The sequence below is a fragment of the Sphingobium cyanobacteriorum genome, assembly GCF_030580935.1.
Taxonomy (GTDB): Bacteria; Pseudomonadota; Alphaproteobacteria; order Sphingomonadales; family Sphingomonadaceae; genus Sphingobium; species Sphingobium cyanobacteriorum.
In genome coordinates, this window is sequence record NZ_JAUQOM010000007.1 from 163396 (window position 1) to 189186 (window position 25791).

The following is a 25791-nucleotide window of genomic DNA, read 5'->3' on the forward strand; positions in this document are numbered from 1 at the left end:
GCCTCATGCGCATCCTCCTCGCCCGGCCCAAGCTGGTCGCCCTGCTCGCCGGCTTCCTCTCGGCAACCGGCTTTGCCCCCTATAATCTCTGGCCCGTCACCCTCGCCTGCCTGATCGCGCTGATCCTGGTGATAGAGGATGCCCCCGACCGCCGCGCCGCTTTCCTGCGCGGCTGGCTGTTCGGCGTCGGCCATTTCACGTGTGGCCTCAACTGGATCGCCCACGCCTTCACCTTCCAGGACTCGATGCCGCACTGGTTCGGCTATGGCGCGGTCATCCTGCTGTCGCTGTACCTGGCGGTTTTCCCAGGATTTGCGACGCTGGGCGCATGGTGGCTTTGCAATTCCTCCCCTTTAAGGGGAGGGGGACCGCCGCGTAGCGGTGGTGGAGGGGTGCCCACCTATCGAGAGGACGACACCCCTCCGTCATCGCTTCGCGATGCCACCTCCCCTTGCAGGGGAGGATCGGCGTTCCTCCCACTTCCCCTCTTCCTCGCCGCCACCTGGCTCGCCACCGAATATCTGCGCGCCACCCTCTTCACCGGCTTTGCCTGGAACCCGCTGGGCGCGATCCTGCTGCCCACCGGCATGGCGATCGGCGCGACGCTGATCGGCACCTATGGCCTGGGCGCGCTGACCATCCTCGCCGCCGGGGCGATCCTGCTGGCGCTCCGCCGTCAGGTCCGCCCCGCTGCCGCGATCCTCGCCCCCCTCGCCGCGCTCGTCCTGTGGGGCCTGCTCGCCCCTGCCCCCGCCACGCCCTCCGGCGCGCCGCGCGTCCGCATCGTCCAGCCCAATATCGGCCAGGACGAGAAATATTCGGTGGAGGCGGAATATCGCAATTTCCGCAAGCTCACCGCCCTTTCCGGCCAGCCCCGCCCGGCCCCGCGCCTCATCTTCTGGCCCGAAGCCGCGATCCCCGCCTATCTCGACATGGAACCCGACTGGCGCGCGCGCCTTGCCGGCCTGCTCGGTCCCGGCGACCTGCTGCTGACCGGCGGAGACAAGGTTTATTTCAAGCCGGTCGAACAGGACGGCGTCCTCGTCAACAAACTGGTCGGCGCGAACAACAGCGTCTGGATCGTCACCCCCCGCGCCACCATGCTTGGCCGCTATGACAAGGCGCATCTGGTCCCCTATGGCGAATATCTGCCGATGCGCGGCATCCTCGAACCGATCGGCCTGTCGCGACTGGTGCCGGGCGACGCGGATTTCTGGCCCGGCCCCGGCCCGCAAAGCCTGACGCTCCCGGCGACGCTCGGCCGCCCGGCACTGAAAATGGGCGTGCAAATCTGTTACGAGATCATCTTCTCAGGCCATGTGATCGACGCCGCCAACCGCCCCGATTTCCTCTTCAACCCGTCCAACGACGCCTGGTTCGGCAATTGGGGTCCGGTCCAGCATCTGGCGCAGGCCCGCCTCCGCGCGATCGAAGAGGGCATTCCCATCATCCGCGCCACCCCCACCGGCGTCTCCGCGATCATCGACGCGCGTGGCCAGGTCGTCCACGCGCTCGGCCTTCACCGCGCGGGTTTCCTCGACGCCGGCCTGCCCCCCGCGCTGCCGCCCACGCTGTTCGCGCGGCTGGGCAACTGGGCACCGTTGGCGCTGATGCTCCTGCTGCTCGGCGCGGCCCTTGCGCTCCGCAAAGGCAAAAGCTAATAGGCACATAAAGTTTTCTTTATATCCTTTAGTCCGTCCTAGTCTTACGGGAGTCTCATGCGTAGCCAATTCCTCTTCACCTCGGAATCCGTGTCCGAAGGCCATCCCGACAAGGTCGCTGACCAGATTTCCGACTCGATCGTCGATCTCTTCCTGTCGAAAGACCCCGAAGCCCGCATCGCCTGCGAAACGCTGACCACGACCCAGCTCGTCGTCCTGGCCGGAGAAATCCGCTGCAAGGGCGTCTATGAAAATGGCGCCTGGGCGCCCGGCGCCAAGGAAGAGATCGAAGCCACCGTCCGCGAAACGGTCAGGCGCATCGGCTATGAGCAGGACGGCTTCCACTGGCAGACCTTCCGCTTCGAAAACAACCTCCACGGCCAGTCCGCCCATATCGCCCAGGGCGTCGATGAAAGCGGCAACAAGGATGAAGGCGCCGGCGATCAGGGGATCATGTTCGGCTATGCGTCGGACGAAACCCCCGACCTCATGCCCGCCACTCTCTATTACAGCCACAAGATCCTGGAACGCATGGCCGCCGACCGCCATGCCAAGGTCGTCGACTTCCTGGAGCCCGACGCCAAGAGCCAGGTGACGCTCGAATATGTGAATGAAAAGCCGGTCCGCGCCACCGCCCTGGTCGTCTCGACCCAGCACGCCGCCGGCATGGACAATGACGAAAGCCGCGCCAAGCTGCGCGATTACGTCAAGGGCGTGATGGCCGACATCCTGCCCGAAGGCTGGCTGCCGGGCGATGAAGCCATCTATGTCAACCCGACCGGCCTGTTCGAAATCGGCGGCCCGGACGGCGACGCTGGCCTCACCGGCCGCAAGATCATCGTCGACACCTATGGCGGCGCATCGCCCCATGGCGGCGGCGCGTTCAGCGGCAAGGACCCGACCAAGGTTGACCGTTCGGCCGCCTATGTCACCCGCTATCTGGCGAAGAACATCGTCGCCGCGGGCCTTGCCCGTCGCTGCACGATCCAATTGAGCTACGCGATCGGCGTCGCCGAACCGCTTTCGCTCTATGTCGACCTGCACGGCACCGGCACCGTCGAAGCCTCCGCCATCGAGGCGGTCCTGCCGACCCTGGTGCGCCTGACGCCCAAGGGCATCCGCACCCATCTCGGCCTCAACAAGCCCATCTACCAGAAAACCGCCGCCTACGGCCATTTCGGACGCACGCCCGAAGGCGATTACTTCCCCTGGGAAAAGACCGACCTAGTCGACGCGCTCAAGGCCGCTCTGGCCTGATCCCCCTCCCGCATGCGGGAGGGGCAGCGAGACTTGCGCGCGCAGCGCGTCAGTTGCGGCGGGGCGGGCACAGCGCCCAACCCCACAGAAAAGGGCGACGAAGCACCCGCTTCGTCGCCCTTTTCTGCTGTCAACTTCGCTGTCCGCAACATGACGAAAAGTTCATTGGCGTCGCGCCCCGCCCCGGCGCATACAGCCCCTGTCGGGCTCGCACCCCTGTCGAGCCCGGCACCCTCTCCCCCAAAGAGGTTCCCATGATCAGGACGCTCGTTCCCGCCCTCATCGGCCTGTCATTCATGGCCGGCAGCGCCGCTCCTGCGTCTGCCGCCCCCTGCAAGGACGCGAAGGGGCGTTTCATCCCGTGCAAATGACCTGACGAACCATGGGCGGCAGGCGGGCTTTCAGCCCTCATCCTGCCGAAACCCGACGGCGTCTCTTCTCGTCGCCCTCGGCCAGCCACTTTTCATTCTGCCCCTTTCCGTTACTCTGCTGCACCGTAGGGGTTCGGAAAGGGGCAGTTTGTGCAAAAGACCATATGGCGCCTGGCCATCGCACTGGCAGCATTGGTTGCCGCTATTCCGGCATCACCCCAGAATCAGGCCCCCACGGCCATCGCCGCAAAGGCTGGCAAGCCTTGGCTCCACAAGCCATCCGGCATCGCGCTGCCCGCCACCATGGACGGCTTCGCCCGCGGCGAAATCCTCGACCTCAGCGATGGTCCGCTGCTCGATATGTCGATCGCCTATGACGATCCGATCGGCCGCACCCATGTCAACATCTACATCTATCACGCCGCCCAGCCATCGACCGCGCTCTGGTTCGATGTCGCCGCGACCATGATCGCCACCAATGAAAGGTTCGGCACGGTCACGCCGCAGGGCGCGCCCACCCCCTTCGCCATCCCCGGCGCCACCGTCGCCGCTGGCCTGCGCCAGAGTTTCTCCGTCACCCAGATCGGTCGCAGCAGCGGCGTCGCGCTCATCGGCCTGGGGGAATGGGTGGTAAAGCTGCGCATGACCTCCGCCGTCTACGATGCCGCGCAACTCGACGCCGCGATGAACCGGATGATACAGCAGGTCGGCTGGCCGAAGAAACTCCCGCCCCTCGCCGCCGCAACGCCCATCCGCTCGTGCGCCCAACCGCGCAGCTTCGGCCCGCCAGCCGAAAAGGCGAAGCAGGATGACGCTGCGCTGCTGCTCGGCGCGATGATGGGCAGTCTGGTAACAGACAATGACCAGAAGGCGCGCAAGAAGGGCAAAGCCCCCGCCGCCCCGACACTCTGCGTCCATCCCGACCGGATCGGTGGCCGCTTGCCCATCTATCAGGGCGAAGGAGACGATGCCGGCTATGTCATTCCTCTAGGCGACTCCGGCGTCCTGCTCGACGTCGGCCGGGATTCGCTGTCCGGCCTGCTGACGCCCGACAAGGACAAGGATGCCAGTCCCACCCCATGGTTGGTCATGGTCAAGCGACTGGACCGCTGGCTGCAATATCCCAGCTATGTGACCCTGCCACCACCCGCCCAGGCCATCGACATTTTCCAGAAGGAAAAGCCGCTGTCCGCGACCAGCATATACGGCAAGGGCGGCACCCGGATCAGCATCTCGCCCGACGCGATGAAGAAGGACTAGGTTGCCCCCATCGCTCCGCCCGGCTATCGGCGCACCCCATGACAGCGCATAAATCCGGCGACCCGACCACGCTCAACCGCCTCTATGGCCGCCAGTCGGGGCCAAAGCTCCGCAAAGGCCAGCAGGAACTGGTCGACACGCTGCTCCCCGCGATCGCGGTGCCGCAGGAAGGCGCGGTCACGGCTGCCAATCTCTTCGGCTATGATCGCCCGCTCCATTTCGAGATCGGCTTTGGCGGTGGCGAGCATCTCGCCTGGCGCGCCGACCTGCTGCCCGACCACGGCTTCATCGGTTGCGAACCGTTCCTCAACGGCGTCGTTCAGGCGCTCGGCCATGTCCGCGACGGCGCGCTGGGCAATGTCCGCCTGCACATGGGTGACGCACTCCAGGTTTTAAGCCGCATTCCCGACGGATCGCTGAGCTTTGTCTATCTGCTCCACCCCGATCCCTGGCCCAAGGCGCGTCACGCCAAGCGGCGGATGATGAACCCCGGCCCGGTCGCGATGATCGCCAGGAAACTCAAGCCCGGCGGCGAGTTCCGTTTCGGCACGGATCATCCGGTCTATCTGCGCTGGGCGCTCATGGTGATGAACGGCCATCCCGATTTCGACTGGCTGGCCAACGAGCCCAAGGATTTCCAGAACCGCCCCGGTGGCTGGCCCGAAACCCGCTATGAAGCCAAAGCCCGCCGTATCGGGCATGAGGTCTGGTACTTCCGTTTCCGGCGGATTTAGATCAATAGCTTATCACAGATAAACAAGATATATCAGTATCATAGTCCGAAACCCGCCGCCGCCTGCCGCCGCCGGTTTCCGCTCCGGTGATTGCTGGGTGATTACTTTTCTGGTACATGAGGTTCGTCATGGCCACGGGAAAAATCACCAAGCGAACCCTCGATGCGCTTCAGGCAGGAGCTGTTACCGGCTTCCTTTGGGATGACGAACTGAAGGGGTTCGGACTGAAGATCACCGCGGGCGGCTCTGCGTCCTATGTCGTCCAGTATCGCATGGGTGGCCGCGAGGCGAAGACGCGTCGCTACACCATCGGCGGTCACGGCTCGCCATGGACGCCCTTCACCGCTCGCGAGGAGGCGACGCGACTCCTCCGCCTCGTCGCCCAAGGGATCGACCCCGTCGAATCGGACAAGCAGCGACGGCGAGAGGCTGTCGACCTTGCCTTTTCCAACTACGCTGATCGCTTTGCGGCGGACTGCAAAGGGAAAGGCTGGTCGACGCTCGTATCGCGATCCCTTCGGCGACACGTCAAGCCCGTCTTGCGGGACAAGGCGCTTCCTACAATCACGCGCATCGACGTGGTAGCGGTGTTCGATCGCATGCCGCCAAATCAGGCCGCCAATCGTCGCAACGTGTTTGCGGTGCTAAGGCGCCTATTTCGATGGGCGGTGAGCCGTGGCGACATCGACAGAAGCCCGATGGAAGGCATGGAAACGCCGAAAGCCGTAAAACCTCGCGAACGCTGGCTGAGCGACAGCGAGTTGGCGAGGGTCTGGATTCGGGCCCCGGAATGCCATCGGTGCTTTGGGCCGATCGTGCGACTCCTGATTGCCACCGGCCAGCGTCGGGAAGAGATCGGCGGGCTTCACTGGCAGGAGTTGGATCGCGGAGAACGTGAGATGCGGCTGTCCGGCGATCGGACCAAGAACGGCGAGCCGACCACCATACCGCTCAATGACCTCGCGATGTCCGAACTCGACAAGGTGGCAGGTAGCGAAAAGTGGCCAAATCGCGGGAGGGTGTTTCCTACGGCGACCGGCGCCGCGTTCATGGCCTATCACAAGGGCAAGACGAAGCTCGACAGGCTGATTTCAAAGGATGGTGGCGCTCCGATGCCGGGTTGGCGCCTCCACGACCTCAGGCGATCACTGGCAACCGGCTTCCAAAGGCTCGGCGTCCGGTTCGAGGTGACGGAAGCGGTTCTCAACCACGTCGGCGGATCACGCTCCGGAGTGGCAGGAATCTATCAACGCCACGATTGGAAACCTGAGAAGCGTGAGGCACTGGCAACGTGGAACGATCACCTTTCCGAGGCTATCGACGAGAGTTCCAATCTCTCCCGCCCCGCCAGATAGTCAATCACGGCACTCAAACCGCACATGTGTCCCACATCGTCGCGGCACTTCGGCGAAAACTATTTGATGCCAACGAGAAAGGCGAGCACGCCGAACTCCTTGTGAACCGGATACATCCATTCAAACTTGGCGACAGTGCTTTCCGGCAGTGTCATCGCGGTGTCTCCGTTATCATGTCCCCGCCCAGCGCGCGGTAGAGGGCGGTAGCGCTGGTCAGTTCATCGCGGCGCGTTATCAGCACCGCCTGCTGCGCGGCATAGGCTGTGCGTTGCGCGTCGAGCAATTCGAGACGACCCGTCGTTCCTGCCCGATAGGACAGTCGTGCGAGGGCGAGACGCCGTTCCGCCTGCGCGACGACGGCCTGCTGCTCGCTCGACTGACTGGCGAAGGTCGCGCGCGCGGCCAGACCATCGGCAACCTCGCGGAACGCGGTCTGGATACTCTTTTCATAAGTGGCTACCGCGATCGACGTTCGCAGCCGGGCCAGGTCGAGGTTGCCGCGCAATTCGCCGCCGCGAAAGATCGGGAGCGATATCGCCGGAGTGTACGACCAGCTCTGGTTGGCGCCGTTGAACAGCCCGCCCAGGGCAAGGCTGGCGAAGCCGAACGCTCCCGTCAGCGACAGACGCGGCAGAAACGCCGCGCGCGCCGCGCCGATATCCGCATTGGCGGCGCGCAGTTCATGCTCGGCCTGTGCAATGTCGGGGCGGTGCAGCAACAGATCCGATGGCGTGCCCGCGTCGAGCGCAGTGCGGATGGACTGCTGCATCAGCGGGATCGGATGCGGGAGATCGGCGGGCAGCGGCGCACCGACCGCCAGCGTCAGCGCATTGGTGGCCTGCATCCGCTCCCGCTGGCGCTGGGCAAGGTCCGCCTGTGCCTGCCGGGCGAGGCCCTCGGCCTGGGCCAGATCGACGCCGCTTGCCTGGCCGGCATCGTGCAGCCGCCGCGCGATGGCGAGCGAGGATTGCCAGTCGGTCAGCGTCGCTTCGGTGAGGCTCAGTTGCTCCTCCGCCAGCCGCTCCGCCAGAAAGGCATCGGTCACCGCGCCGATCACTGTCAGCCGAACCGCGCGCTGTCCCGCACGCGAGGCCAGATAGCGCTCCGTCGCGGCGGTGTTCTGCGCACGCAACCGACCGAACAGGTCGACCTCGAACGACGTCAGCGCCGCCTGCGCGGTGATCTGGCCGAAGGTGACGCCGGACGACGGGGCGTTGTTCAGCCCCACGCCTGCGCCCGCGACGCTGCCGGGCTGATGCTGGCGGGAATAGCTGCCGTCCAGGCTAACGTTCGGCAAGCCCTGCGCGCGCGTCACGCGGATCTGCGTGCGCGCCGCCTCCGCATTGAGCGCGGCGATGCGCAGATCGCGATTGTCGGTGAGCGCGAGGGCGATCAGCTGTTGTAGACGCGGATCGCCGAACATGCCGCGCCATGCGGGGATCGCCTCCCCGTCCAGCGCGATGGGATAATCGGGAGCAACCGGCGCGGCGGGCAGCGCCAGCTTCGGCGTCATCGAGCAAGCGGTCGTGGCCAGCAACAGTGCGAGGGGAAATGCGCGCATCGTCATGCCGACTTGCCCCCGCGCCGTTCGGCCAGCCCGACCACGACCACGAAGAACACCGGCACGAACAGCACCGCCAGCACCGTGCCGGTCAGCATCCCGCCGAACACCCCGGTGCCGATCGCCGCCTGCGTCTCCGCGCTCGCGCCGCGTGCCAGCATCAGCGGCATGACGCCGAGCGTGAAGGCAAGGCTGGTCATCACGATCGGGCGCAGTCGCACCTTCGTCGCAGCCAGCGCGGCCTCGACCAGCTCCATCCCCTCCGCGCGAAAGCGCTTGGCAAACTCGACGATCAGGATCGCATTCTTCGCGCTGAGGCCGATGATGGTGATGAGGCCGACGCGAAAGAAGATGTCGTTCGCCATCCCGCGCAACATCACCGCCGCAACCGCGCCGATCAGCCCGAGCGGCACAACCAGCATCACCGCAGCCGGGATCGACCAGCTTTCGTACAGCGCCGCCAGCACCAGAAATACGACCAGCATCGACAGCGCCAGCAGCAGCGGAGCCTGCGCGCCCGCATCGCGTTCCTGCAACGATGCCCCGGTCCATTCGATCGCGAAACCGCGTGGCAGCTCTGCGGCAATCCGTTCCATCGCCTTCATCGCATCGCCGCTCGACACGCCGGGTGCCGGCGATCCAGTGATGCTGATGGAGGGATACCCATTATAGTTGGACAACTGCAGCGGCCCATGTTGCCACACCGGCGTCACCAGTTCGGCCAGCGCCACCGTCCCACCGCCGCTATTGCGGACGCGCAGCGCCAGCACATCGTTGAGGTTCATGCGGTGCGACGCATCCGCCTGCACGATCACCTGCTGCAACCGTCCCGCGTTGGGAAAATCGTTGACATAGCTGCTACCGAGCGATGTCCCGATCATGTCGGTGATTGCGGTGAACGATACGCCCATCGCGCGCGCCTTAGCCCGGTCGATGTCGAGCCGGACATTGGTGCCGCCGGGCAGGCCATCTGCATAGACGTTCGACAGCTTCTCGCTTTTGGCGGCAAGTTTCAGAATCAGGTCGCGCGCAACCCCCAGCGCCTCGCGCCCCTTGCCCGCGCGATCCTCCAGCCGCAACGCGAAGCCGGACGAGGTGCCGAGTTCCTCGATTGCGGGCGGCATCAGGTTCATCACCTGGCCTTCATGGATAGCCCTGCCCATCGCCGCATCGGCGGCCGCGATCTCGGCCCGCACATCGGCACCGGGCTTCAGCATGGTGTAGATCATCGCGGCATTGGCCCCCGAACCGGAAAAGCCGAAGCCGAGGATCGATTGCGTCGTCAAAACACCGGCGCGCGTCGCGGCAAAGCGCTCAAAGGTGGTGACCGCCTCCAGTGTCCGCGTGGCGGTGGCGTCGGCGGGCAACTGGAAACTGGTCATGTAATAGCCCTGATCCTCCTCGGGCAGGAAGGACGACGGCAGGTTGGCGAATCCGATGGCCAGCAACCCGACGATCAGCGCGAACACCGCCATCACCCGCCCGCTGCGCCGGAGCAACGTCGCAACCCACGACTGGTAGCGCGCCGTTGTCGCATCGAGCCAGCGGTCGAAGGCGCGGAAGAAGCGGTTCTTCGACCTCGCCGTCTCCACCGGCTTCAGCAAAGTGGCGCACAGCGCGGGCGTTAGCGTCAGCGCGAGAAAGGCAGAGAAGAGGATCGACACGGCCATCGCCATCGAGAACTGGCGATAGATCGTGCCCATTGATCCCGACGCCAGCGCCATGGGAATGAACACCGCCGACAGGACCAGCGTGATGCCGATGATCGCGGGCGTAATCTCGCCCATCGCGCGGACAGTCGCGTCGCGTGGGGACAAATGCTCCTCGTGCATCAGCCGCTCGACATTCTCGACCACCACGATGGCGTCATCGACGATGATACCGATGGCGAGGACCATGCCGAACATCGTCAGCACGTTGATCGAATAGCCAGCCAGCAGCATCACCGCGATCGTGCCGAGCAGCGCGATTGGCGCGACGATCGCAGGGATCAGTGTGTAGCGGAAATTCTGGAGGAACAGGTACACCACCAGAAAGACGAGGATCATCGCTTCGACCAGCGTATGCAGCACCTTTTCGATCGACACCTTCACGAACGGAGCGGTATCGAAGGGCGCGGACCAGCTGACGCCCGCTGGAAAGCCGCGCGCCAGTTCGGCCATGCGCGCCTTCACCGCCTTCGACACCGCAACCGCGTTCGCGCCCGGCGACAGCTGGATCGCGGCGGAGGCGGCGACCTTGCCCTCTTCTCGCGTCGCAGTGCCGAAGCTCTGCCGACCCAATTCGATCCGCGCGACTTTATCGAGCGTCACCGACGATCCGTCGGTGTTCGCTTTCAGGACGATGCCCGCGAAATGCTCGGGCGTCTTCAGCTGGCCGTCGGCGGTCAGCGGCACGGTCACGCGCTGGCCGGTCGTCGTCGGCTCGGAACCCAGCGCACCGGGCGCGATCTGGACGTTCTGCTCGCCAATCGCCGCCGTCACGTCGCTGGCGGTCAGACCGTAGCCCGCAAGCCTGGCCGGATCGATCCAGATCCGCATGGCGCGTTCGGCGGAGAAATTCTGCACCCGCCCAACACCTTGCACCCGCTTCAGCTCATCGACGATGCGGCGGGTCATATAATCGGCCAGCGCGACCTCGTCGTGCCGTCCATCGTCGGACATCAGGCTGACGATCATCAGGAAGCCCGACGAGGCGGATTCGACGGTGACGCCGGTCTGGCGGACCGCCTGCGGCAGGCGGGACTCGATCGCCTTCAGCCGGTTTTGCACATCGACCTGCGCCAGCTCGACGTTGGTGCCCGGGCGGAAGGTGGCGGTGACGGTGGCGCTGCCCGAGGTATCTGTGCTGCTGTCGAAATAGAGGAGGTTCTTGACCCCTGACATCTCGCGCTCGATCAGCGAGACAACACTGTCGTTGAGCGTCTGCGGTGTCGCGCCGGGATAGGTGGCAAACACGCTGACGCTGGGCGGTGCAACGCTGGGGAAACGCGCGACCGGCATCTGCGGGAGAGCTATCGCGCCGAGCAGCACGATGGCGATGGCGATGACCCAGGCGAAGACCGGGCGGTCGATGAAGAAGCGGGCCATCGCTTAGCGCGCCCGCCACGGCCGCGTGGCAACCGGTGTGCCGACCTGCACCCGGTCCTGCCCTTCGACGATCACCCGCTCTCCCGCGCGCAAGCCCGAAAGGATCAAATAGCGGCCATCCACGACTTCACCCACGCTGACACGGCGGACATGCACCCGATCCTGCTGATCGACGACGCTGACCTGCGCAGTCCCGCTGCCATCGCGTGTCACCGCTTGTTGCGGCACGCTGAGCGCGGCGGGCATCGTGGCGCGCGGCAGGCGCGCGCGGACGAACATGCCGGGCAGCAACCGTTCACCTGGATTATCGACCGCGACTCGCACCAGAACATCGCCGGTGCCCGGATCGACAGCGATACCGGAGAACAGGACATGTCCTTTGATGGGGAGGGCCTGCCCGTCGGCGGTGAGAATCTCGACCGGCAGATCGGTCTTTCCCGATGCCCGCAGTGCCGCGAAGCGATCGGCGGGCTGACGCAGATCGACATAGACGCGATCGATCTGCTGTACGGTCGCCAGCGGTGCGGCGTCGCCCACACTGACCAGCGCCCCTTCCGTCACGTTCGCCGCGCCGATCCGCCCCGCGATGGCAGCAGACACCCGCGAGAAGCCGAGATCGAGTTGTCGCCGCCGCAGCGTCGAGCGCGCCTCCGCCACCTCCGCCGTAGCCTGCGCGCGCGCGGCAACCGCATCGTCAAAGCTTTGCCGGCTGATCGCGTCTGCCGCGAGCAGTGGCTTCAATCGCTCCACCTGCACCTGAGTTCGGATCAGCGCCGCGCTCGCCTTTTGCAGCGTCGCGCGTGCGGCATCGGCATCGGCGCGATAGGGCGCGGGGCTGATCTGGAACAGCGGTTGGCCAGCACGAACCAACGCGCCTTGCTCGAACAATTGTCGCAGCACGATACCGCCGACCTGCGCCCGGATTTCGGCGGTCCGCCATGCGGCGACGCGACCGGGCAGTTCGTCGGCGATTGTCATCGGCGCGGGCGCGACCGTGGAGGTCAGCACCTCTACGGTGTCCGGTTTGGCGGCAGGCGCATCAGCGACGCATCCGGCCAGCAACGGGGCAAACAACAGGGGAGTAAGTGAAAGGCGAAGAGATGCATCGATCATGACGACACCCTTTCGCTCCGTTGCATGGCGTATCGGTCGAGATTGTGTGGAGGTTGCGTGGAGAGCACTGGCCATCACCCGGGCACCACTGCTATTCCATGTGCATGAACCCGCTCGCCCTGATCGCCGAGGATGACAAGGACATCGCCGATATCGTGCGCGCTTATCTTGAGCGTGAGGGTTTCCGCACCGTCCAGGCCAGCGACGGGCGCACCGCGCTCGAGCTGCATCGGGCGCTGCGCCCCGATATCCTCCTGCTCGACATCACCATGCCGCAGGTCGACGGATGGGAGGTGTTGTCCGAGGTGCGGCGTCGCGGCGACACGCCAGTGGTCGTCATCACCGCACTCGACCAGGATCTCGACAAACTTCAGGCGCTGCGCGTCGGTGCCGACGATTATGTCATCAAGCCATTCAACCCGGTCGAGGTTGTCGCGCGGACCAAAGCCGTGCTGCGCCGCGCTGGCGGGCCGGGTGCCAGCGGCGTGCTGCGCGTTGGCCCGGTCGCGATCGACACCGCCAGTCATATCGTCCGCGTCAAAGACCGCGACGTTGCGTTGACTCTCACCGAATTTCGCCTGCTTGCGCACATGGCGCGCAACCCCACGCGGGTCTTCACGCGCGGCGACCTGGTCGATGCCTGTTTGCCGGGATCGGACGCGCTCGACCGCACTGTAGACAGCCATATCAGCAAGCTGCGCCGCAAGCTGGACCAGGCTGGAGCGCCCGACATGCCGGAAGGCGTGCGCGGTGTCGGTTATCGGATGACGGCACGCGCATGAAGACCGGGAATAGCCTGGCCCGGCAATTGTGGTCGGCAATGGCGGCGCTCTCGATCGTGACGATCATCACCAGCACCGCCGCCTTCTACTTCATCTACGCGCTGCTGGAACGCTGGCGCATCGTCGCGCCTATGCCCGCAGGCATTGAGGATACGACCGGGCTGGACGTCGGCATCACACTTGGCGTCTGTGTGTTGGGACTACTGCTGGCGCTGGCAGTCGCCGTCTGGCTGGCGCGGCGAATTGTGCGGCCACTTGCCGCCGTAGGCGCGGCGGCGCGGCAGATCGCCAGCGGCGATCTCGCCACCCGCATTGACACGGTGCCGGACGTCCAGGGCGAAACCGCAATGCTGATTGCCGACTTCAACGCGATGGCAGATCGTTTGCAGCAGATGGCCGAGGATGTCAGCATCTGGAACGCGCAGATCGCACATGAACTACGCACCCCGCTCACGATCCTGCAAGGCCGTTTACAAGGCGCGAAGGATGGCCTCTTCCCGCTGGACGAAACCCTAGTCGAAGCACTGCTCACGCAGGTGGCAGGTCTGACACGGCTGGTCGAGGATCTGCGCAGCGTCAGCCTCGCCGACAGCGGGCGTTTGGAGTTGCTGCTCAGCGACGTGGATCTTGCCGGGGAAATTCAGGACATGGCACCGACCTTGCGCGCGATGCTGGAGCCGTCCGGCTTTTCGCTGGCCCTCGACCTGGCGGCAGGCACGGTGCTTGCCGATGCCAGCAGGCTCCGGCAGGCGATCCTTGCGCTTGTCGACAATGCCCACCGCCATGCCGACCCCTGCATACTTTCGATCGCGACGCGCTTCACCAGTGGCCACGTCACGATTACCGTTGCCGATACCGGCCCCGGCCTGCATCCCGATATCGAGCATTCCGCCTTTCGCCAGTTCGTGCGCGGACCACTTTCCAGTGGAGGCACGGGCCTTGGTCTCGCCGTGGTTCGCGGCATCGCGCGTGCCCACGGCGGCGATGTGCGATATCGTCGGGAGGACGGCGTTTCCGCGTTTGATATCAGCCTGGACAGCATTGCCGCCCCGATTTTTAGCTCTCGATGATCGCCCGACCGGCCCTAAAAAATATGTTACAAGCCCCTGTTAGACGACCGCTTAGCCAATCGGTGTTCAATACCGAACCACTTCAGGCCAAGGACGTACCCCGGTTGCGAGACGCTGGAGCTGGATTTCAAGACCTTTGCGATCAGACTGAATCCAATATTCGGTTATCTTGCCGCCGCTGACTCGATACACCGCCGTCATGATTTCCGTCACGGGCCACCGGTCGGGCTCTCGCCGCCCACAGATGCCAGATGATGACCATCCTGCCGCCAGCGAACGAAGACCCGATCGTCCTGGGCGATGACATCCTCGACCCGGAAGAATAGCTACCAAAGGTCTCGAGGAACTCGCGAACATAAGCGGCATAGTCGGCGGGTGTGCGGTTCGCTCCGGCACTCAGCGCAACGACTGAAGACACGGTGCCGTTTCCTCCCGGAGTGACAGAAAACATAGTTTTCACATTCTTTCCGATCTCGACGATGGTGCGAGCGGGACACAGGATACGAATATCGCTGGCGGGCGCCGACGCGGATTATTATGAGCGCGTGTCCGTTCAAGGCGCTACGACCTATACGTTCTCCTTTGGCGGGAACGCTCCGAGTTATGTAGACCTTCTCATCGTCGCACCGTGATGTTGGGCGCCGTCTTTTCAACGCGCCGCTCAGTGCGGCAAACCGATCCATTCCTTCTTCAGGATGGCGAATTGGAGGGAGTCGACATAGATGGGTATCCCCGCTTCATCGGTTTCGAAGGATATGAACTCGCGAAACACGCCTTCCTGCCTCATCCCTAGGCGTGAGCATAGTCGTTGGGACGGCAGGTTGTCGGATTCGACATAGGCATAGATGCGTCGGACGCCCCGCACCTCGAAGAGATGGTCGATAACCGCTCTCGCCGCTTCGAAGGCCAGCCCTTGCCGGCAAAACTCGGTATTAATCTGCCATGCGATCGAAAATGAGTCGGGCAGCTCGAAATGGCCGAACACCTCACCGATCAACCGACCGCTTTGTCGATGCTCGATGGCGAAGATATCCTCCGCATTAACCCGCTTGATCGCTTCCGCGCGTGCCGCCTGGAGGTCATCGAGCTTCATCGACAAAAAGCAACTCGCCCCGGGGCGATGCAGATAGGCAAAGAGATCGTCAGCATCGGTCTCGCGAAAGCCGCGTATTATGAGCCGGTTAGTGTAAAGCGGATCCACCTATTTCTCCAAATCTGCAGTGACACACCTCATGTGGGGTGCGAGGAAGACAAATATAGCGGCAGATCTTCACCTATTGCGAGTCACTCGCAATCTGCTACAGCCTTGCGTAAGTGTCGACCAACGCCATAGCCCTATCGCGTCTTCTGATCGCGGAGCGCGCATCGCTTGTGCGGTGGCTGACACGCATTGTCGGCAGCGGCCCGGCTGCCGAGGACGTGGCGCAGAGCCTCTACATCCGCATCCAAAATGTCCGCGATCACCCGCCGATCGTCAACACGCGCTCCTTCCTGTTCCGCCTGGCGTCGAACCTGGCGATTGATCATCTGCGATCAGTGCGTCGTCATGAAGCGGTCTTTCCGGCCGACGCTGATACCTCGCAGGCTTCCTGTACGGTTCCCAGTGCCGAGGCGCGTGTTCTCGACCAGGAAAAGCTCTGTCGGATCGCTGCCGCTGTGGACACGATGCCTCTCCGCTGTCGGCAGGTGTTTGTTCTCATCAAGTTCGACGAACTGAGCGTGGCCGAGGCCGCGGCGCGGCTCGGCATCAGCCAAGACATGGTGCGCAAGCATATCCGCCACGCGCTCGTCATCTGTCATCAGGCGCTGGCGAACGATGAGGTCGAGTGATCTTTTTTGCTGAGGTCACGTCTCGTTTGCCTCGACCTAAACGTCCTGACAGGGAGGGCTCTTGCTGCCTGACCTGGGTGGCAGGAGGCTGAGGAGTGCTTATGGTCGGGCCTTCCGAAGACCCCATATCGCAAAACATCGCGAACGAAGCCGCGCACTGGCTGGCTGCGGCTGAGGGAGACAATCTCACGGGTGAGGAGAAGCTGGCCTTGGCGCGATGGCTCGCCGCAGACCCGCTTCATGCACAGGCTTATGCGGAGATGCAGGATCTCTGGTCGCATATGGGGCGAGTTCCGGAGACCTCATCCCTGCGAGCCAGTCTTGCCGGGCCGCCGCAACGCCGACGCTGGCGACAAGCTTCGCGATCCATCTGGCCACGCAGGCATCCGTGGTTCGGCCCGGCCATCGCCGCAGGTCTCGCGCTGATCTTCATCGGCGTCGCCCAGGATTGGCCCACCCGCCTGCAAGCTGACGCGATGACAGCAACAGGCGAACGACGCACTATCACGCTGCCCGACGGATCGACGGTCTATCTCGATACCCAGAGCGCCATCGCGTTCAGCTTTGCTGACGACCGGCGCCTGATCCGCCTGCTTCGAGGAGAAGCTGCATTCGTCGTCGCGCCCGATCCAAAGCGTCTATTTACCGTCGAGGCTAAGGGCGGATCGGCGACCGCACTCGGCACGCGTTTTCTGGTGCGCGGGGAGGAAGGCGGGGCTCAGGTGATAGTGACCGAGCACAGCGTTCGCGTCGCCTATCCCGTCGAGGAGGGCGCGTCGAAGATCGTGCGCGAGGGGCAGAGCGTTACTTACGACGGCAATGGTCTGGAGCGCGTCATGGAGGTGAACACGTCCGACGCAATGGCGTGGACCGAAGGTGTGCTGGTGTTCCAGGACAAGCCTCTCGTCGATGTCGTCGCCGAGATCGGGCGCTATCATCGCGGCTACATGGGTGTCCTCGGCAACGCCCGGGCTTTGAGGGTAAGCGGCGTCTTTCGCATCGACGATCCCGTCGCCGCAATCGGTCAACTTCAGCGTTCGCTGGGTCTGCGCTCCACCCGAATAGGCGACCGCCTGATACTCCTTTCGAGCTGACCCAAAAAAACGCAACACCGACCTCTCGTTTCCCGCTTCAGCATCGTCATAGTTGCAACAGACTCGCATTAGCGAGAAATGTGGGCAATGAACGCGGGGCGGGACAATGAATGATCTGACTAAGAATGGGCATGGGTGGAGGGTATCCGCATGGGCGCGCGCGCTACTGCTCGCCACGACAACCTTGGCTGCGACTGTCGGCACCGCGTCGCCGTCACACGCGCAGGAAGCTCGCGTCTATGACATTCAGGCAGGCGCCTTACCGGACGTGCTCAACACCTATGCTCGGCAGGCTGGCGTTGAACTCGCCTATCCGGCCGATTTGACATCGGGTGGCTCAAGCGGCGGTCTCCAAGGCCGCTTTGGCGTGGCGGAAGGTTTGTCGCGCATCTTGTTGGGCACAGGTATCAGCTTTCGCAAGACGGGTCCCCGCGCCTTCACCCTCGAAGCGGCACCGGCGGTGAGCGCCGATGCGATCCAACTCGGCCCGGTTCGCGTCGAAGGGGCTCGTGACAGCGCATCCAGCGGAGCATATCTGGCGAGCGAAGGGACAGGCTCCTACGCCGCGCAGGCCGTGACGATCGGTCGCCAGCCGCAAAAGCTCAGGGAAATCCCCAATTCAGTCAGCGTCGTAACCCGGCAGCAGATCGAAGACCGCAACGTCAACAGCGTCGCCGACGGACTAAAGCAGGTCGCCGGGGTTCAGGTGGTGCAGTACGCACTGGGCAATTTTGGCTTCACCTCGCGGGGGCTCGATATAACTACGCTCCAGGTGGATGGCCTTCAGACGGCCGACACTCAGGGCGCCTGGACGACCGACAGTTTCGATATCACCGTCTATGACCGGATCGAACTGGTCCGAGGCCCTGCGGGTCTGTTTCAGGGCAGCAGCGCGCCAGGCGGCGCGATCAACCTCGTCCGCAAGCGCGCGCTGGCGGACACTCAGATCAAGCTGATGGCGCAGGCCGGTTCATGGGATCGCTATCGCGGCGAGCTCGACGTGACCGGCGCTCTCAATCCGACCGGCAGCTTTCGCGGTCGCCTGGTCGCCGTTTATGACCATCGCGGCAGCTACATGGACAATGTCTTTGCGCGGAAGCTCGTGCTGTACGGCACGCTGGAATATGATCCGACGCCCGATACGACGATCGCTGTCGGCGCTATTCATCAGGGCGGTCCTTCCAGACCGATATTCGGCCTGCCCAACTATGAAGACGGGGGTCTCTATCAGGGGCGGCGCAGCGTCTACATGGGATCATTGTGGGACCGCAAACGCGACGATGCGGAGCGTTACTTCGTCGATGTCGAGCATCGGCTGGCAAATGGCGGCGTGATCCGGATGCGCGGCGACAGGACCGACCGCGCCTATCATTTCAAGTCCGGCGCCTTCACCGACAGCTATATCGACCGCGCCACAGGCAATGTCGCCATCCAGCAGATCGCGGGCAGCGGCCGATCACGCGATCAGGCCGCCGATCTCAGCCTGACGCTTCCCGCGCTTTTCACGGCCGCCGACAGCCTTGTGGTGGGAATCAACCATAGTCGCAACAGCACCTACACGCTGTGGACCTATGGTCCGGTCATCACCCGCAACATCTTCGCGCCGGATCCGTCCACGCCGGAGCCGGAATTCGCCAACGAGCCGCCCACGACAGCCCGCACGATCCAGACGGGCCTTTACGCCAATGCGCGCGTAAAGCTCCTCGAACGCCTCATCCTGACGGCAGGAGGTCGCCTAGCCTGGTACAAGGGGTCCGGCAACGGACAGGCGAGCGACAACAGGGTTTCGGGACGTTTCGTGCCCTATGGCGCACTGAGCTACGACATCACGCCGCAGCTATCGGCTTATGCGAGCTTCGCCTCCACATTTGTTCCGCAGACCAGCATCGATCGCGATGGAAACCTGATCAAGCCGCGCACCGGCAATCTCTATGAGGTGGGCCTCAAGGGCGAGTGGCTTGACGGCGCGCTGACCGGTCATGCGGCGCTCTACCAGATCATCGATCGCAATCGCGCCGTTACCGATCCTGATTTTCCGCAGGCATCTGTCGCGCTGGGCAAAGTGCGCAGCCGGGGATTCGAGGCGGAGATTGTCGGTGAACCCGCATCGGGGTGGAACGTCACGTTGGGCTATGCCTATACGCGGACCCGCTATCTGACCGCCGATCAGGGACTTGCCGGGCTTGTGTTCGCGCCCGGAACGCCGCGACATGACCTCAAGCTGTGGGCGGTGCGTGATTTCAGCAAGAATAGCGGTCGAGGCCTCATCCTCGGCGGCGGCGTCACGGTCAGCAGCGGCATCTATGCCGAAGTGGGCGATCTGCGGTGGAAGCAGAGTGCCTATGCTGTACTCTCTGCCTAGATCGGTTATCAGTTCAACGAAAGGTTCAATCTGCGGCTGACCGGAGAGAATCTCACCGATCGGAAATATTATACCCGTATCGAGGGCTGGTCCCGGCAAAGCTACTTTGGCGATCCGCGCAACGTCATGTTGACAGCCCGGCTGGCTCTCTAAGCCTCGCAATATGCGCGCCATACTCGTCCAGCTTCACCGTTATGTCGGACTGTCCGTAGCTGTATTTCTCATGATAGCCGGACTGACCGGCAGCATATTGGCGTTTCAGTCTGAGATCGACGCTGTCCTCAATCCACGCCTGTTCAGGGTCGAGAATCCCGGCCGCCCTCTGCCCCTGTCGACGCTGGTGTCGCGGGTTGAAACCGCCATGCCCGGCGCAAGCGTGCGCGGCGTCACCTTACCGACCGACGCAGGCGGCAGCATCCACGTGTCCCTTGCCGCAGTGGGCCAGAAGCAGCTCGATCAGGATGAGATTTTTGTCGATGGAGCCACGGGCCAAATCCTTGGTGGACGCCTTTGGGGGGCGGCCCGGGTCGACCGTCCCCACCTGATCCCGTTTATCTATCGGCTGCATTACTCGCTTCATATGCCGGGAAGCTGGGGCGTGTGGCTCATGGGTGGCGTGGCGCTGGCCTGGATGCTCGACTGTTTCGTCGGATTTTATCTGACTTTACCGCGCGGGACGCAGTTCTGGAAGAAATGGCGGCCGATCTGGAAGATCAAGCGCGGCGCGGGTCATTATCGCCTCAACCTCGATGTACATCGTGCCTTCGGACTGTGGTTGTGGGCCGCGCTGTTCCTGCTGGCCCTGACCAGCGTCGCGTTCAATCTCAACACGCAGATCTTCCGTCCGGTGCTGACCGCATTGCTGCCGATGAGTCCAAGCATATGGGATCGCTCATCGCTTCCCTTGCCACCGCCTGTACGCGTTGGCTGGGATCAAGCGACGACTCTCGCCCGCGCGGAGGCGGTGCGGCTAGACTGGCCGCACCGCCCCGTTCAGCGCATTGCCCTCGCGCGGGAGGCCGGCTTCTATCAGGTCCGGTTCGGGAACCGACACCAGGCCGGTTTCGGCACTTGGGCGCTCTATGTCGCGACCACTTCCGGTCATATCATCGGTGCCGAACGCGGTGGCGACGGCCAGGCCGGTGATATCGTCGACGCACTCATCTATCCGATCCATTCGGGCCAAATCGCGGGTTTGCCAGGTCGCATCCTCATTTGCCTTACCGGCCTTGTCGTCGCGATGCTGTCCGTGACCGGCGTCTACATCTGGTGGAAGAAGCGCGCACCGCGTGCCGCACGCCGCCATCACGAGCGCAGCAAGGGTCCATCAACCCAAGCGGAGGCAATCCATGCTGCTGAATGATGTCCGCCCGAACGCAAACGAACGCGCGGAGCGAGCCTCGCCGCCTGTCGTACGGGCTAGCTGCGATACCATAGTCGAGCGGCATGGCTATCGGGCACCTGCGAGCTCGCGCTGGCTGGGTCTGTGCGGTACCATACTCCTTGCCATCATGGTGATTGCCGTGTTCCTGTTCGCAATCTCGACGACATTTGCGCCGCCGCCGCAGGCGACACTGACTGTCCTGAACCTCGCGCCGCGGGCGTCACCTCCCCAAACGCCGCCGAGGGAAAAGCCGGCTCACGAACCTGTCCAGAAAGAGGAGCGACCGGAAACGCCGCCAAAGCGGGTCGTCACGATCGCCCCCGTCTCGCCGGTTCCCGCTCCTGTCCCCGCGAGCTTACCTAAGGCTGCAGAACGCCCCGCCCAACCCGAAGAGGCGGCGCTTAGGACTTTTCCTGCTCCGCCTGCGCCGCAAGTTGCGAGCAATGATGCGGAGAGTTGGGAGGGCCGTGTGCTTGCACAACTGAACAAATATCGTCGTTACCCCCGTTCGGCGCTGCTGCGCCGCCGGCAGGGCGTCCCATATGTGCGCTTTGTCATGGACCGCGATGGTAACGTTCTGTCCTCGACCTTGGAGCGATCAAGCGGTGTCGTGGAACTCGATCGCGAAGCGGTGAGCTTGCCCGAGCGCGCGGAACCCTTGCCAAAGCCACCGGGCGACAAACCCGGCACTACCCTTGAACTTGTCGTACCCGTGGAGTTTTTCGTCGGGTGAAGTGATTCGACGCTCCGCCCGGCCGCGCGGATCGAAGCCTGACAATCGCTGCCGTCAGGAACCCGTGACGTGACGCTGGGTCCTGGTGGCTTCTGAGAGCATTACATACCGCCGTCGCTTCGTTTAATTTACCCGGTTTTTTACGGCGATCCATGCTTTCGCTTGCCTGTATTTCATTGTGGTAAAGTCAATGGAGAGGCAGGCATGACCGATCGAAATTATGCGCTGCCATTGGGGCACGTCGACACCGCCGATTATGATCTTGCCATTGGACGTTGGACGCGGAAGAACCGCCCGAGCAGCAGGCGGCGCAGCGCGAGCGAATCGCGCGTAGTGCCATAGTCGGACAGCACCGCGTCTTCGGCGCGACCGAGCGCCCTTAGTCCCTTCGGAAGCGCGGCATTCGGCATCCAGTCTGCCGGCAGCCAGCCGCAGCCAGGCTTGAGTACGGTCGGGTCGGCATCGAGCGACTGCCGGGACACCCATATCCAAGCGGGGTCAGCCATCATGTGAAGCAACTGGGGGACGATTCTCCACCCAGCAAATCTAAGCTGATACAAGTGGCTGCCATTCTGAAGCCTTCAACCGCAACTGATATCGTGGACGGCTCTCCACCCTGCGGGGTAAATTCTGCGGACGAGTAGGAGAGGAGAGTGACGATGGAGCAAGTATCGGTAGTTGGACTGGATCTGGCAAAGTCGGTTTTCCAGGTTCACGGTGTCAACGCGCAGGGCGAGGCAGTGCTGCGGCGCAGGCTTTCCCGTGGTCAGCTGCTGAAGCTGTTCGAGAAGCTGCCGCCGTGCCTTGTCGGCATGGAAGCCTGCGCCTCGGCCCACCACTGGGCACGTGAGCTGACCGCGCTAGGGCACGAGGTCAAGCTCATGCCGCCGCAATACGTGAAGCCCTATGTGAAGCGCGGCAAGAACGACGCGGCCGATGCCGAAGCCATCTGCGAGGCGGTGACCCGGCCGACGATGCGGTTCGTCGGCGCGAAGTCGCCCGACCAGCAGGCGACCATGATGCTGCACCGGGTGCGCAAGATCTTGACCCGCCAGCGCACCCAGATCAGCAACGCCCTGCGTGCCCACATGGCCGAGTTCGGCATCACCGCAGCCATCGGGCGCGGAGGACTGGAGCGGCTGATCGCGGTCATCGCCGATCAGGATGATGCACGCTTGCCTGACGAGGCGCGGGCCTGCCTCGCAGTGCTGAGCACCCAGCTCGAGATGGTCAAGGAGCAGATCCTCGACAACGATCGCCGCATCCTTGCCGATGCCCGCAGGACCGAAGCGGGCCGCAGGCTGATGAAGATTCCCGGCATCGGTCCCCTGCTGGCCAGCGCGATCGTGGCCTGCGTCCCCGACCCTTCTACCTTCGGCGGCGGACGAAGCTTGTCGGCATGGATCGGCCTCACACCGCGCCAGAACTCGAGCGGCGGCAAGGAGCGGCTCGGCAGTATCACGAAGGCCGGCAACACCTACCTGCGCGAGTTGCTCGTGGTCGGTGCCATGGCCGTGGTACGGCAAGCAAAACAGGGCTGCCCGAAGTGGCCGTGGGTGGCGCGGCTGCTGGAGCGCAAGAAGCCCAAGGTTGCCGCTGTCGCGCTGGCGAACAAGAACGCCCGGATCATCTGGGCGATGATGGCAACAGGCGAGGCCTACCGCGAAGCGGAGTTGGCGGCAGCCTGAGAGATCGCGCCCCAGGGCGTTACACGAGTTGGAGAGGGCAGACTGAACTGACGCAACAAGCCGGTTGAAACCGCCGGAGCAGGAAAACCCGTCCGACCCCAGCACTTCGAGTGCGTGCAATTGGGAGGGACCTGACCCGCGCGAATGGCATCAGGGCCAGCGGCCATGCAAAGCCGCGCTGAAAGGCCGGACACATGGGCGCCACGACCAGCAAGCGCAGTGCAGAAATACCCTTGCCAACGGAGAGCCGTCCACACAAGGGGTCGTACGATCCCCGCAAGTGGATTTATTACGCGGGCAAAATGGGCAGCCTCGGCATCCGCTCACATATACCGCTGCTGTGACAGTAACACCATCGTTACACGATATATCGCCTGCGTGGGACAACGTTCCGGATTTCCGTCCGCGCCGCGCTGCTGTGCGGGATTGAAAGGCTAAGGATCGCTCTCCATACAAAGCAGTACGACCAGCCGGTAGTCGGGATGTCGCATCGGCATGAACGTCATCTGCTCGGCCTGCACTTCGCCTCGCGACAGGTGGTTGAAGCGCCTGATGCCGCCCTCTCGTGAGAGAACCCGGTGGTTGGTCCAGAGACGTGCAAAATCGGTGCTTTTGGCCGTCAGTTCACTAACCAGCCGGGCAATCTCCTCGTCATCGAGCGAGTGGGCCATGTCTGCGCGGAATTCCGCAAGCAGCCGCTGGGCGCGTTCTTCCCAGTCCACTACGAAGGATCGCGCCGAGGGGTCGAGAAACATATACCGCAGTAGGCTCGCATCGCCCTCCGACAGCCAGGGCCCGAGCAGCGCGGCCGCCGCTTCGTTCCAATGGCACGCCCGGAACAGCCGGTCGCTGACATAGGCGGGATGGCTGATCCCGTCGATCATCGCCGCAACCTCGGCGGGCAAGTTCTCCTGACGCGCGCCGACCGGCTCGGCCGGGTCGCGATGCCGGCTTAGTTCGAACAGATAGGCGCGTTCCGCCGCACTGAGCGACAAGGCATTCGCCAGCTGGGCCAGCGCGGTCGCCGACATCGAAATATCCCGGCCCTGTTCCACCCAGGTGTACCACGTCGTGCTGATCCCGGCGAGTTGCGCCACTTCCTCCCGGCGCAGGCCCGGCGTACGCCGCCGACCATGCGGCGACAGGCCATGGTCCAGCGGCAACAGCGCTTCGCGGCGCGCGCGGATGAAGGCGCCCAACGCGCGACGCTGTTCGATCGTCAGCAACATGTTAGGCAAGATACCAGGATAAAGTCGATCCTTGTACCTCTTTCAGCTTGGCCTAGGCGGGTTGCAGGAGGTAATTGCCATGACCGAACTGCACCATCATGAAACCATCGGCCACTACGGCCCGCGCTCGGCGGCCTATGTGACCAGCGCCGTCCATGCCGCCGGACCCGACCTAGACCAGATCGAGGGTGCGCTGGCAGCTCGATTTTTCCCCCGGGTGCTTGATCTGGGCTGCGGCGGCGGCCACGTCAGCTACCGCGCTGCCCCGCATGTCGGTGCAGTGGTGGCCTGCGACCTCACGCCGCAAATGATCGCGGCGGTCGAACGAGCCGCCGCCGAACGGGGCCTGTCCAACATTAGTGGCGTCGTTGCGGCAGCCGAGGCCCTGCCGTTTCCGGACGGCCATTTCGATGCCATCCTGTGCCGTTTCACCGCTCACCATTGGGCTGATCTGCACACCGGCCTTGCCGAGGCGCGGCGGGTTGCGCGCACAGGTGCCCTGCTGGTCTTCATCGATACAGTCGCGCCCGACATCCGGGCTGCGGACACACATCTCCAGACGATCGAATATCTGCGCGACCCGTCGCACGTCCGCAACTACACGCAAGGGGAGCTGGAAGCAGCGCTGGTGCAAGCCGGGTTCGCGATCGACACTATGACCCGGCGGCCGCTGCGCATGGGCTTTGTCGAATGGATCGAACGTACGCACGGGCCGACGGAAAAGCAGGCGATCCTGCGCCAGTTGCAGCGGGAGGCCGGTACGGATGTTCGCGGCAGGCTGATGATTGAGCCGGATGGCAGCTTCGTGCTGGAAGCTGCCACCTTCATGGGAGCCGCACAATGATATCCGATCTGCAAGCCTTTGAGCGCCAGTTGCGCGATGCCCGGAGCAAGCGCGATATTGAAGTCGCGCTCGCGCATTTGGCGGAGGATGTGCGGTTTGCCTCACCCGTCGCCGGCCGCGTCGTGCCCGAGACCGGCGGCGTGGTGAGCAGCAAGGGGACGCTACGCAGATACTGACAGCGGGCGCTTGCCCAGGTGCCCGATCTGCATTTCACGATCATCGGCGGCTATAAAGGCAGCGACTCGATCGTCATCCACTACAGGAACCAGCTGGGGGCGAACGTTTGTGAGGTGCTGCGTCTCTGAGGGTGGTCAGGTGCGTGAAGGACATGGCACGTATCTCGCGTGAAGGCTGGGAAACGCAATGCTGTTACA

General features: G+C 63.9%; 22 protein-coding genes. 16 read left to right on the forward strand and 6 right to left on the reverse strand.

From position 1 onward, the window contains the following. The first annotated feature begins 5 nt into the window (after positions 1-5). The 5 genes from lnt to Q4610_RS14505 all read left to right on the forward strand — a co-directional run bounded on the left by lnt (position 6) and on the right by Q4610_RS14505 (position 6638). A complete protein-coding gene (gene lnt / locus Q4610_RS14485; protein ID WP_304536669.1) occupies positions 6-1661 on the forward strand; it encodes an apolipoprotein N-acyltransferase in 1656 nt (551 codons plus the stop codon). A 57-nt stretch (positions 1662-1718) separates the two neighbouring features. After that, positions 1719-2918 carry a methionine adenosyltransferase gene (gene metK / locus Q4610_RS14490; RefSeq protein WP_304536670.1) on the forward strand — a complete coding sequence of 400 codons (1200 nt, stop codon included), beginning with the start codon at positions 1719-1721 and terminating at the stop codon, positions 2916-2918. Positions 2919-3439: 521 nt separating this feature from the next. Then, complete coding sequence (locus tag Q4610_RS14495) at positions 3440-4549, forward strand: hypothetical protein (RefSeq protein ID WP_304536671.1); 1110 nt, start codon at positions 3440-3442, stop codon at positions 4547-4549. Between the two features lie 38 nt (positions 4550-4587). Then, positions 4588-5283 carry a tRNA (guanine(46)-N(7))-methyltransferase TrmB gene (trmB, locus tag Q4610_RS14500; protein ID WP_304536672.1) on the forward strand — a complete coding sequence of 232 codons (696 nt, stop codon included), beginning with the start codon at positions 4588-4590 and terminating at the stop codon, positions 5281-5283. A gap of 128 nt (positions 5284-5411) precedes the next feature. Next, entirely contained in the window at positions 5412-6638 is a 1227-nt protein-coding gene (locus Q4610_RS14505) for a tyrosine-type recombinase/integrase (RefSeq protein ID WP_304536673.1), read from the forward strand. A 151-nt stretch (positions 6639-6789) separates the two neighbouring features. Here Q4610_RS14505 and Q4610_RS14510 read toward each other — a convergent pair whose 3' ends face one another. The 3 genes from Q4610_RS14510 to Q4610_RS14520 are packed head-to-tail and all read right to left on the reverse strand — an operon-like array spanning position 6790 to position 12401. Next, a complete protein-coding gene (locus Q4610_RS14510) occupies positions 6790-8205 on the reverse strand; it encodes an efflux transporter outer membrane subunit (RefSeq protein ID WP_304536674.1) in 1416 nt (471 codons plus the stop codon). Further along, positions 8202-11288, reverse strand: a complete 3087-nt coding sequence (locus tag Q4610_RS14515) for a multidrug efflux RND transporter permease subunit (RefSeq protein WP_304536675.1) — start codon at positions 11286-11288, stop codon at positions 8202-8204. Before Q4610_RS14515 ends, Q4610_RS14510 begins: the two co-directional genes overlap by 4 nt. Before the next feature lie 3 nt (positions 11289-11291). Next, complete coding sequence (locus tag Q4610_RS14520) at positions 11292-12401, reverse strand: efflux RND transporter periplasmic adaptor subunit (protein WP_304536676.1); 1110 nt, start codon at positions 12399-12401, stop codon at positions 11292-11294. A 104-nt stretch (positions 12402-12505) separates the two neighbouring features. Here Q4610_RS14520 and Q4610_RS14525 point away from each other — a divergent pair, with 104 nt between their 5' ends. The 3 genes from Q4610_RS14525 (at position 12506) to Q4610_RS21825 (ending at position 14885) form a co-directional block, all read left to right on the forward strand. Beyond that, positions 12506-13183: a response regulator gene (locus tag Q4610_RS14525; RefSeq protein WP_304536677.1), complete on the forward strand. Its 678-nt coding sequence runs from the start codon at positions 12506-12508 to the stop codon at positions 13181-13183. A gap of 38 nt (positions 13184-13221) precedes the next feature. Continuing rightward, a complete protein-coding gene (locus Q4610_RS14530; protein ID WP_304536678.1) occupies positions 13222-14253 on the forward strand; it encodes an ATP-binding protein in 1032 nt (343 codons plus the stop codon). A 419-nt stretch (positions 14254-14672) separates the two neighbouring features. Continuing rightward, on the forward strand, positions 14673-14885 hold the full coding sequence (locus tag Q4610_RS21825; RefSeq protein WP_425262568.1) for a CocE/NonD family hydrolase C-terminal non-catalytic domain-containing protein: 213 nt from the start codon (positions 14673-14675) through the stop codon (positions 14883-14885). A 29-nt stretch (positions 14886-14914) separates the two neighbouring features. Here the strand turns inward: Q4610_RS21825 and Q4610_RS14535 are convergent, their stop codons facing one another. After that, entirely contained in the window at positions 14915-15454 is a 540-nt protein-coding gene (locus Q4610_RS14535) for a GNAT family N-acetyltransferase (protein ID WP_304536679.1), read from the reverse strand. Between the two features lie 113 nt (positions 15455-15567). Between Q4610_RS14535 and Q4610_RS14540 the strand changes: the two genes are divergently transcribed. The 5 genes from Q4610_RS14540 to Q4610_RS14560 all read left to right on the forward strand — a co-directional run bounded on the left by Q4610_RS14540 (position 15568) and on the right by Q4610_RS14560 (position 21656). Continuing rightward, the gene (locus tag Q4610_RS14540) at positions 15568-16083 is read left to right on the forward strand and encodes an RNA polymerase sigma factor (protein ID WP_304536680.1); all 516 of its coding nucleotides are present in this window, start codon (positions 15568-15570) and stop codon (positions 16081-16083) included. A gap of 101 nt (positions 16084-16184) precedes the next feature. Next, complete coding sequence (locus tag Q4610_RS14545; protein ID WP_304536681.1) at positions 16185-17177, forward strand: FecR family protein; 993 nt, start codon at positions 16185-16187, stop codon at positions 17175-17177. A 184-nt stretch (positions 17178-17361) separates the two neighbouring features. Next, positions 17362-19539, forward strand: coding sequence for a TonB-dependent siderophore receptor (locus Q4610_RS14550; protein WP_336622871.1), 2178 nt, complete (start codon positions 17362-17364; stop codon positions 19537-19539). Between the two features lie 163 nt (positions 19540-19702). Further along, the gene (locus Q4610_RS14555) at positions 19703-20902 is read left to right on the forward strand and encodes a PepSY-associated TM helix domain-containing protein (protein WP_304536682.1); all 1200 of its coding nucleotides are present in this window, start codon (positions 19703-19705) and stop codon (positions 20900-20902) included. Next, a complete protein-coding gene (locus Q4610_RS14560) occupies positions 20889-21656 on the forward strand; it encodes an energy transducer TonB family protein (RefSeq protein ID WP_304536683.1) in 768 nt (255 codons plus the stop codon). The genes Q4610_RS14555 and Q4610_RS14560 overlap by 14 nt, the downstream gene beginning before the upstream one ends. A 254-nt stretch (positions 21657-21910) precedes the next feature. Here Q4610_RS14560 and Q4610_RS14565 read toward each other — a convergent pair whose 3' ends face one another. Further along, on the reverse strand, positions 21911-22138 hold the full coding sequence (locus Q4610_RS14565; RefSeq protein WP_304536684.1) for a hypothetical protein: 228 nt from the start codon (positions 22136-22138) through the stop codon (positions 21911-21913). Positions 22139-22315: 177 nt separating this feature from the next. Between Q4610_RS14565 and Q4610_RS14570 the strand changes: the two genes are divergently transcribed. Next, positions 22316-23344 (forward strand): IS110 family RNA-guided transposase, encoded by a 1029-nt coding sequence (locus Q4610_RS14570; protein ID WP_304536685.1) that lies wholly within the window; start codon positions 22316-22318, stop codon positions 23342-23344. Positions 23345-23778: 434 nt separating this feature from the next. On the opposite strand, the gene Q4610_RS14575 is transcribed toward Q4610_RS14570, so the two are convergent. Further along, complete coding sequence (locus Q4610_RS14575; RefSeq protein ID WP_304536686.1) at positions 23779-24573, reverse strand: helix-turn-helix transcriptional regulator; 795 nt, start codon at positions 24571-24573, stop codon at positions 23779-23781. 79 nt (positions 24574-24652) lie between these two features. On the opposite strand from Q4610_RS14575, the gene Q4610_RS14580 reads away from it, so the two are divergent. Then, entirely contained in the window at positions 24653-25417 is a 765-nt protein-coding gene (locus Q4610_RS14580; protein WP_304536687.1) for a class I SAM-dependent methyltransferase, read from the forward strand. Then, a complete protein-coding gene (locus Q4610_RS14585) occupies positions 25414-25593 on the forward strand; it encodes a hypothetical protein (protein ID WP_304536688.1) in 180 nt (59 codons plus the stop codon). Before Q4610_RS14580 ends, Q4610_RS14585 begins: the two co-directional genes overlap by 4 nt. Positions 25594-25791 lie beyond the last annotated feature (198 nt).

Excerpts from the sequence above, each read along its gene's own strand:
- lnt (WP_304536669.1), top strand. The coding sequence starts at position 6 with ATGCGCATCCTCCTCGCCCGGCCCAAGCTGGTCGCCCTGCTCGCCGGC.
- metK (WP_304536670.1), top strand. The coding sequence starts at position 1,719 with ATGCGTAGCCAATTCCTCTTCACCTCGGAATCCGTGTCCGAAGGCCAT.
- trmB (WP_304536672.1), top strand. The coding sequence starts at position 4,588 with ATGACAGCGCATAAATCCGGCGACCCGACCACGCTCAACCGCCTCTAT.
- Q4610_RS14505 (WP_304536673.1), top strand. The coding sequence starts at position 5,412 with ATGGCCACGGGAAAAATCACCAAGCGAACCCTCGATGCGCTTCAGGCA.
- Q4610_RS14510 (WP_304536674.1), bottom strand. The coding sequence starts at position 8,205 with ATGACGATGCGCGCATTTCCCCTCGCACTGTTGCTGGCCACGACCGCT.
- Q4610_RS14515 (WP_304536675.1), bottom strand. The coding sequence starts at position 11,288 with ATGGCCCGCTTCTTCATCGACCGCCCGGTCTTCGCCTGGGTCATCGCC.
- Q4610_RS14520 (WP_304536676.1), bottom strand. The coding sequence starts at position 12,401 with ATGATCGATGCATCTCTTCGCCTTTCACTTACTCCCCTGTTGTTTGCC.
- Q4610_RS14525 (WP_304536677.1), top strand. The coding sequence starts at position 12,506 with ATGAACCCGCTCGCCCTGATCGCCGAGGATGACAAGGACATCGCCGAT.
- Q4610_RS14530 (WP_304536678.1), top strand. The coding sequence starts at position 13,222 with ATGGCGGCGCTCTCGATCGTGACGATCATCACCAGCACCGCCGCCTTC.
- Q4610_RS14545 (WP_304536681.1), top strand. The coding sequence starts at position 16,185 with ATGGTCGGGCCTTCCGAAGACCCCATATCGCAAAACATCGCGAACGAA.
- Q4610_RS14555 (WP_304536682.1), top strand. The coding sequence starts at position 19,703 with ATGCGCGCCATACTCGTCCAGCTTCACCGTTATGTCGGACTGTCCGTA.
- Q4610_RS14560 (WP_304536683.1), top strand. The coding sequence starts at position 20,889 with ATGCTGCTGAATGATGTCCGCCCGAACGCAAACGAACGCGCGGAGCGA.
- Q4610_RS14570 (WP_304536685.1), top strand. The coding sequence starts at position 22,316 with ATGGAGCAAGTATCGGTAGTTGGACTGGATCTGGCAAAGTCGGTTTTC.
- Q4610_RS14575 (WP_304536686.1), bottom strand. The coding sequence starts at position 24,573 with ATGTTGCTGACGATCGAACAGCGTCGCGCGTTGGGCGCCTTCATCCGC.
- Q4610_RS14580 (WP_304536687.1), top strand. The coding sequence starts at position 24,653 with ATGACCGAACTGCACCATCATGAAACCATCGGCCACTACGGCCCGCGC.
- Q4610_RS14585 (WP_304536688.1), top strand. The coding sequence starts at position 25,414 with ATGATATCCGATCTGCAAGCCTTTGAGCGCCAGTTGCGCGATGCCCGG.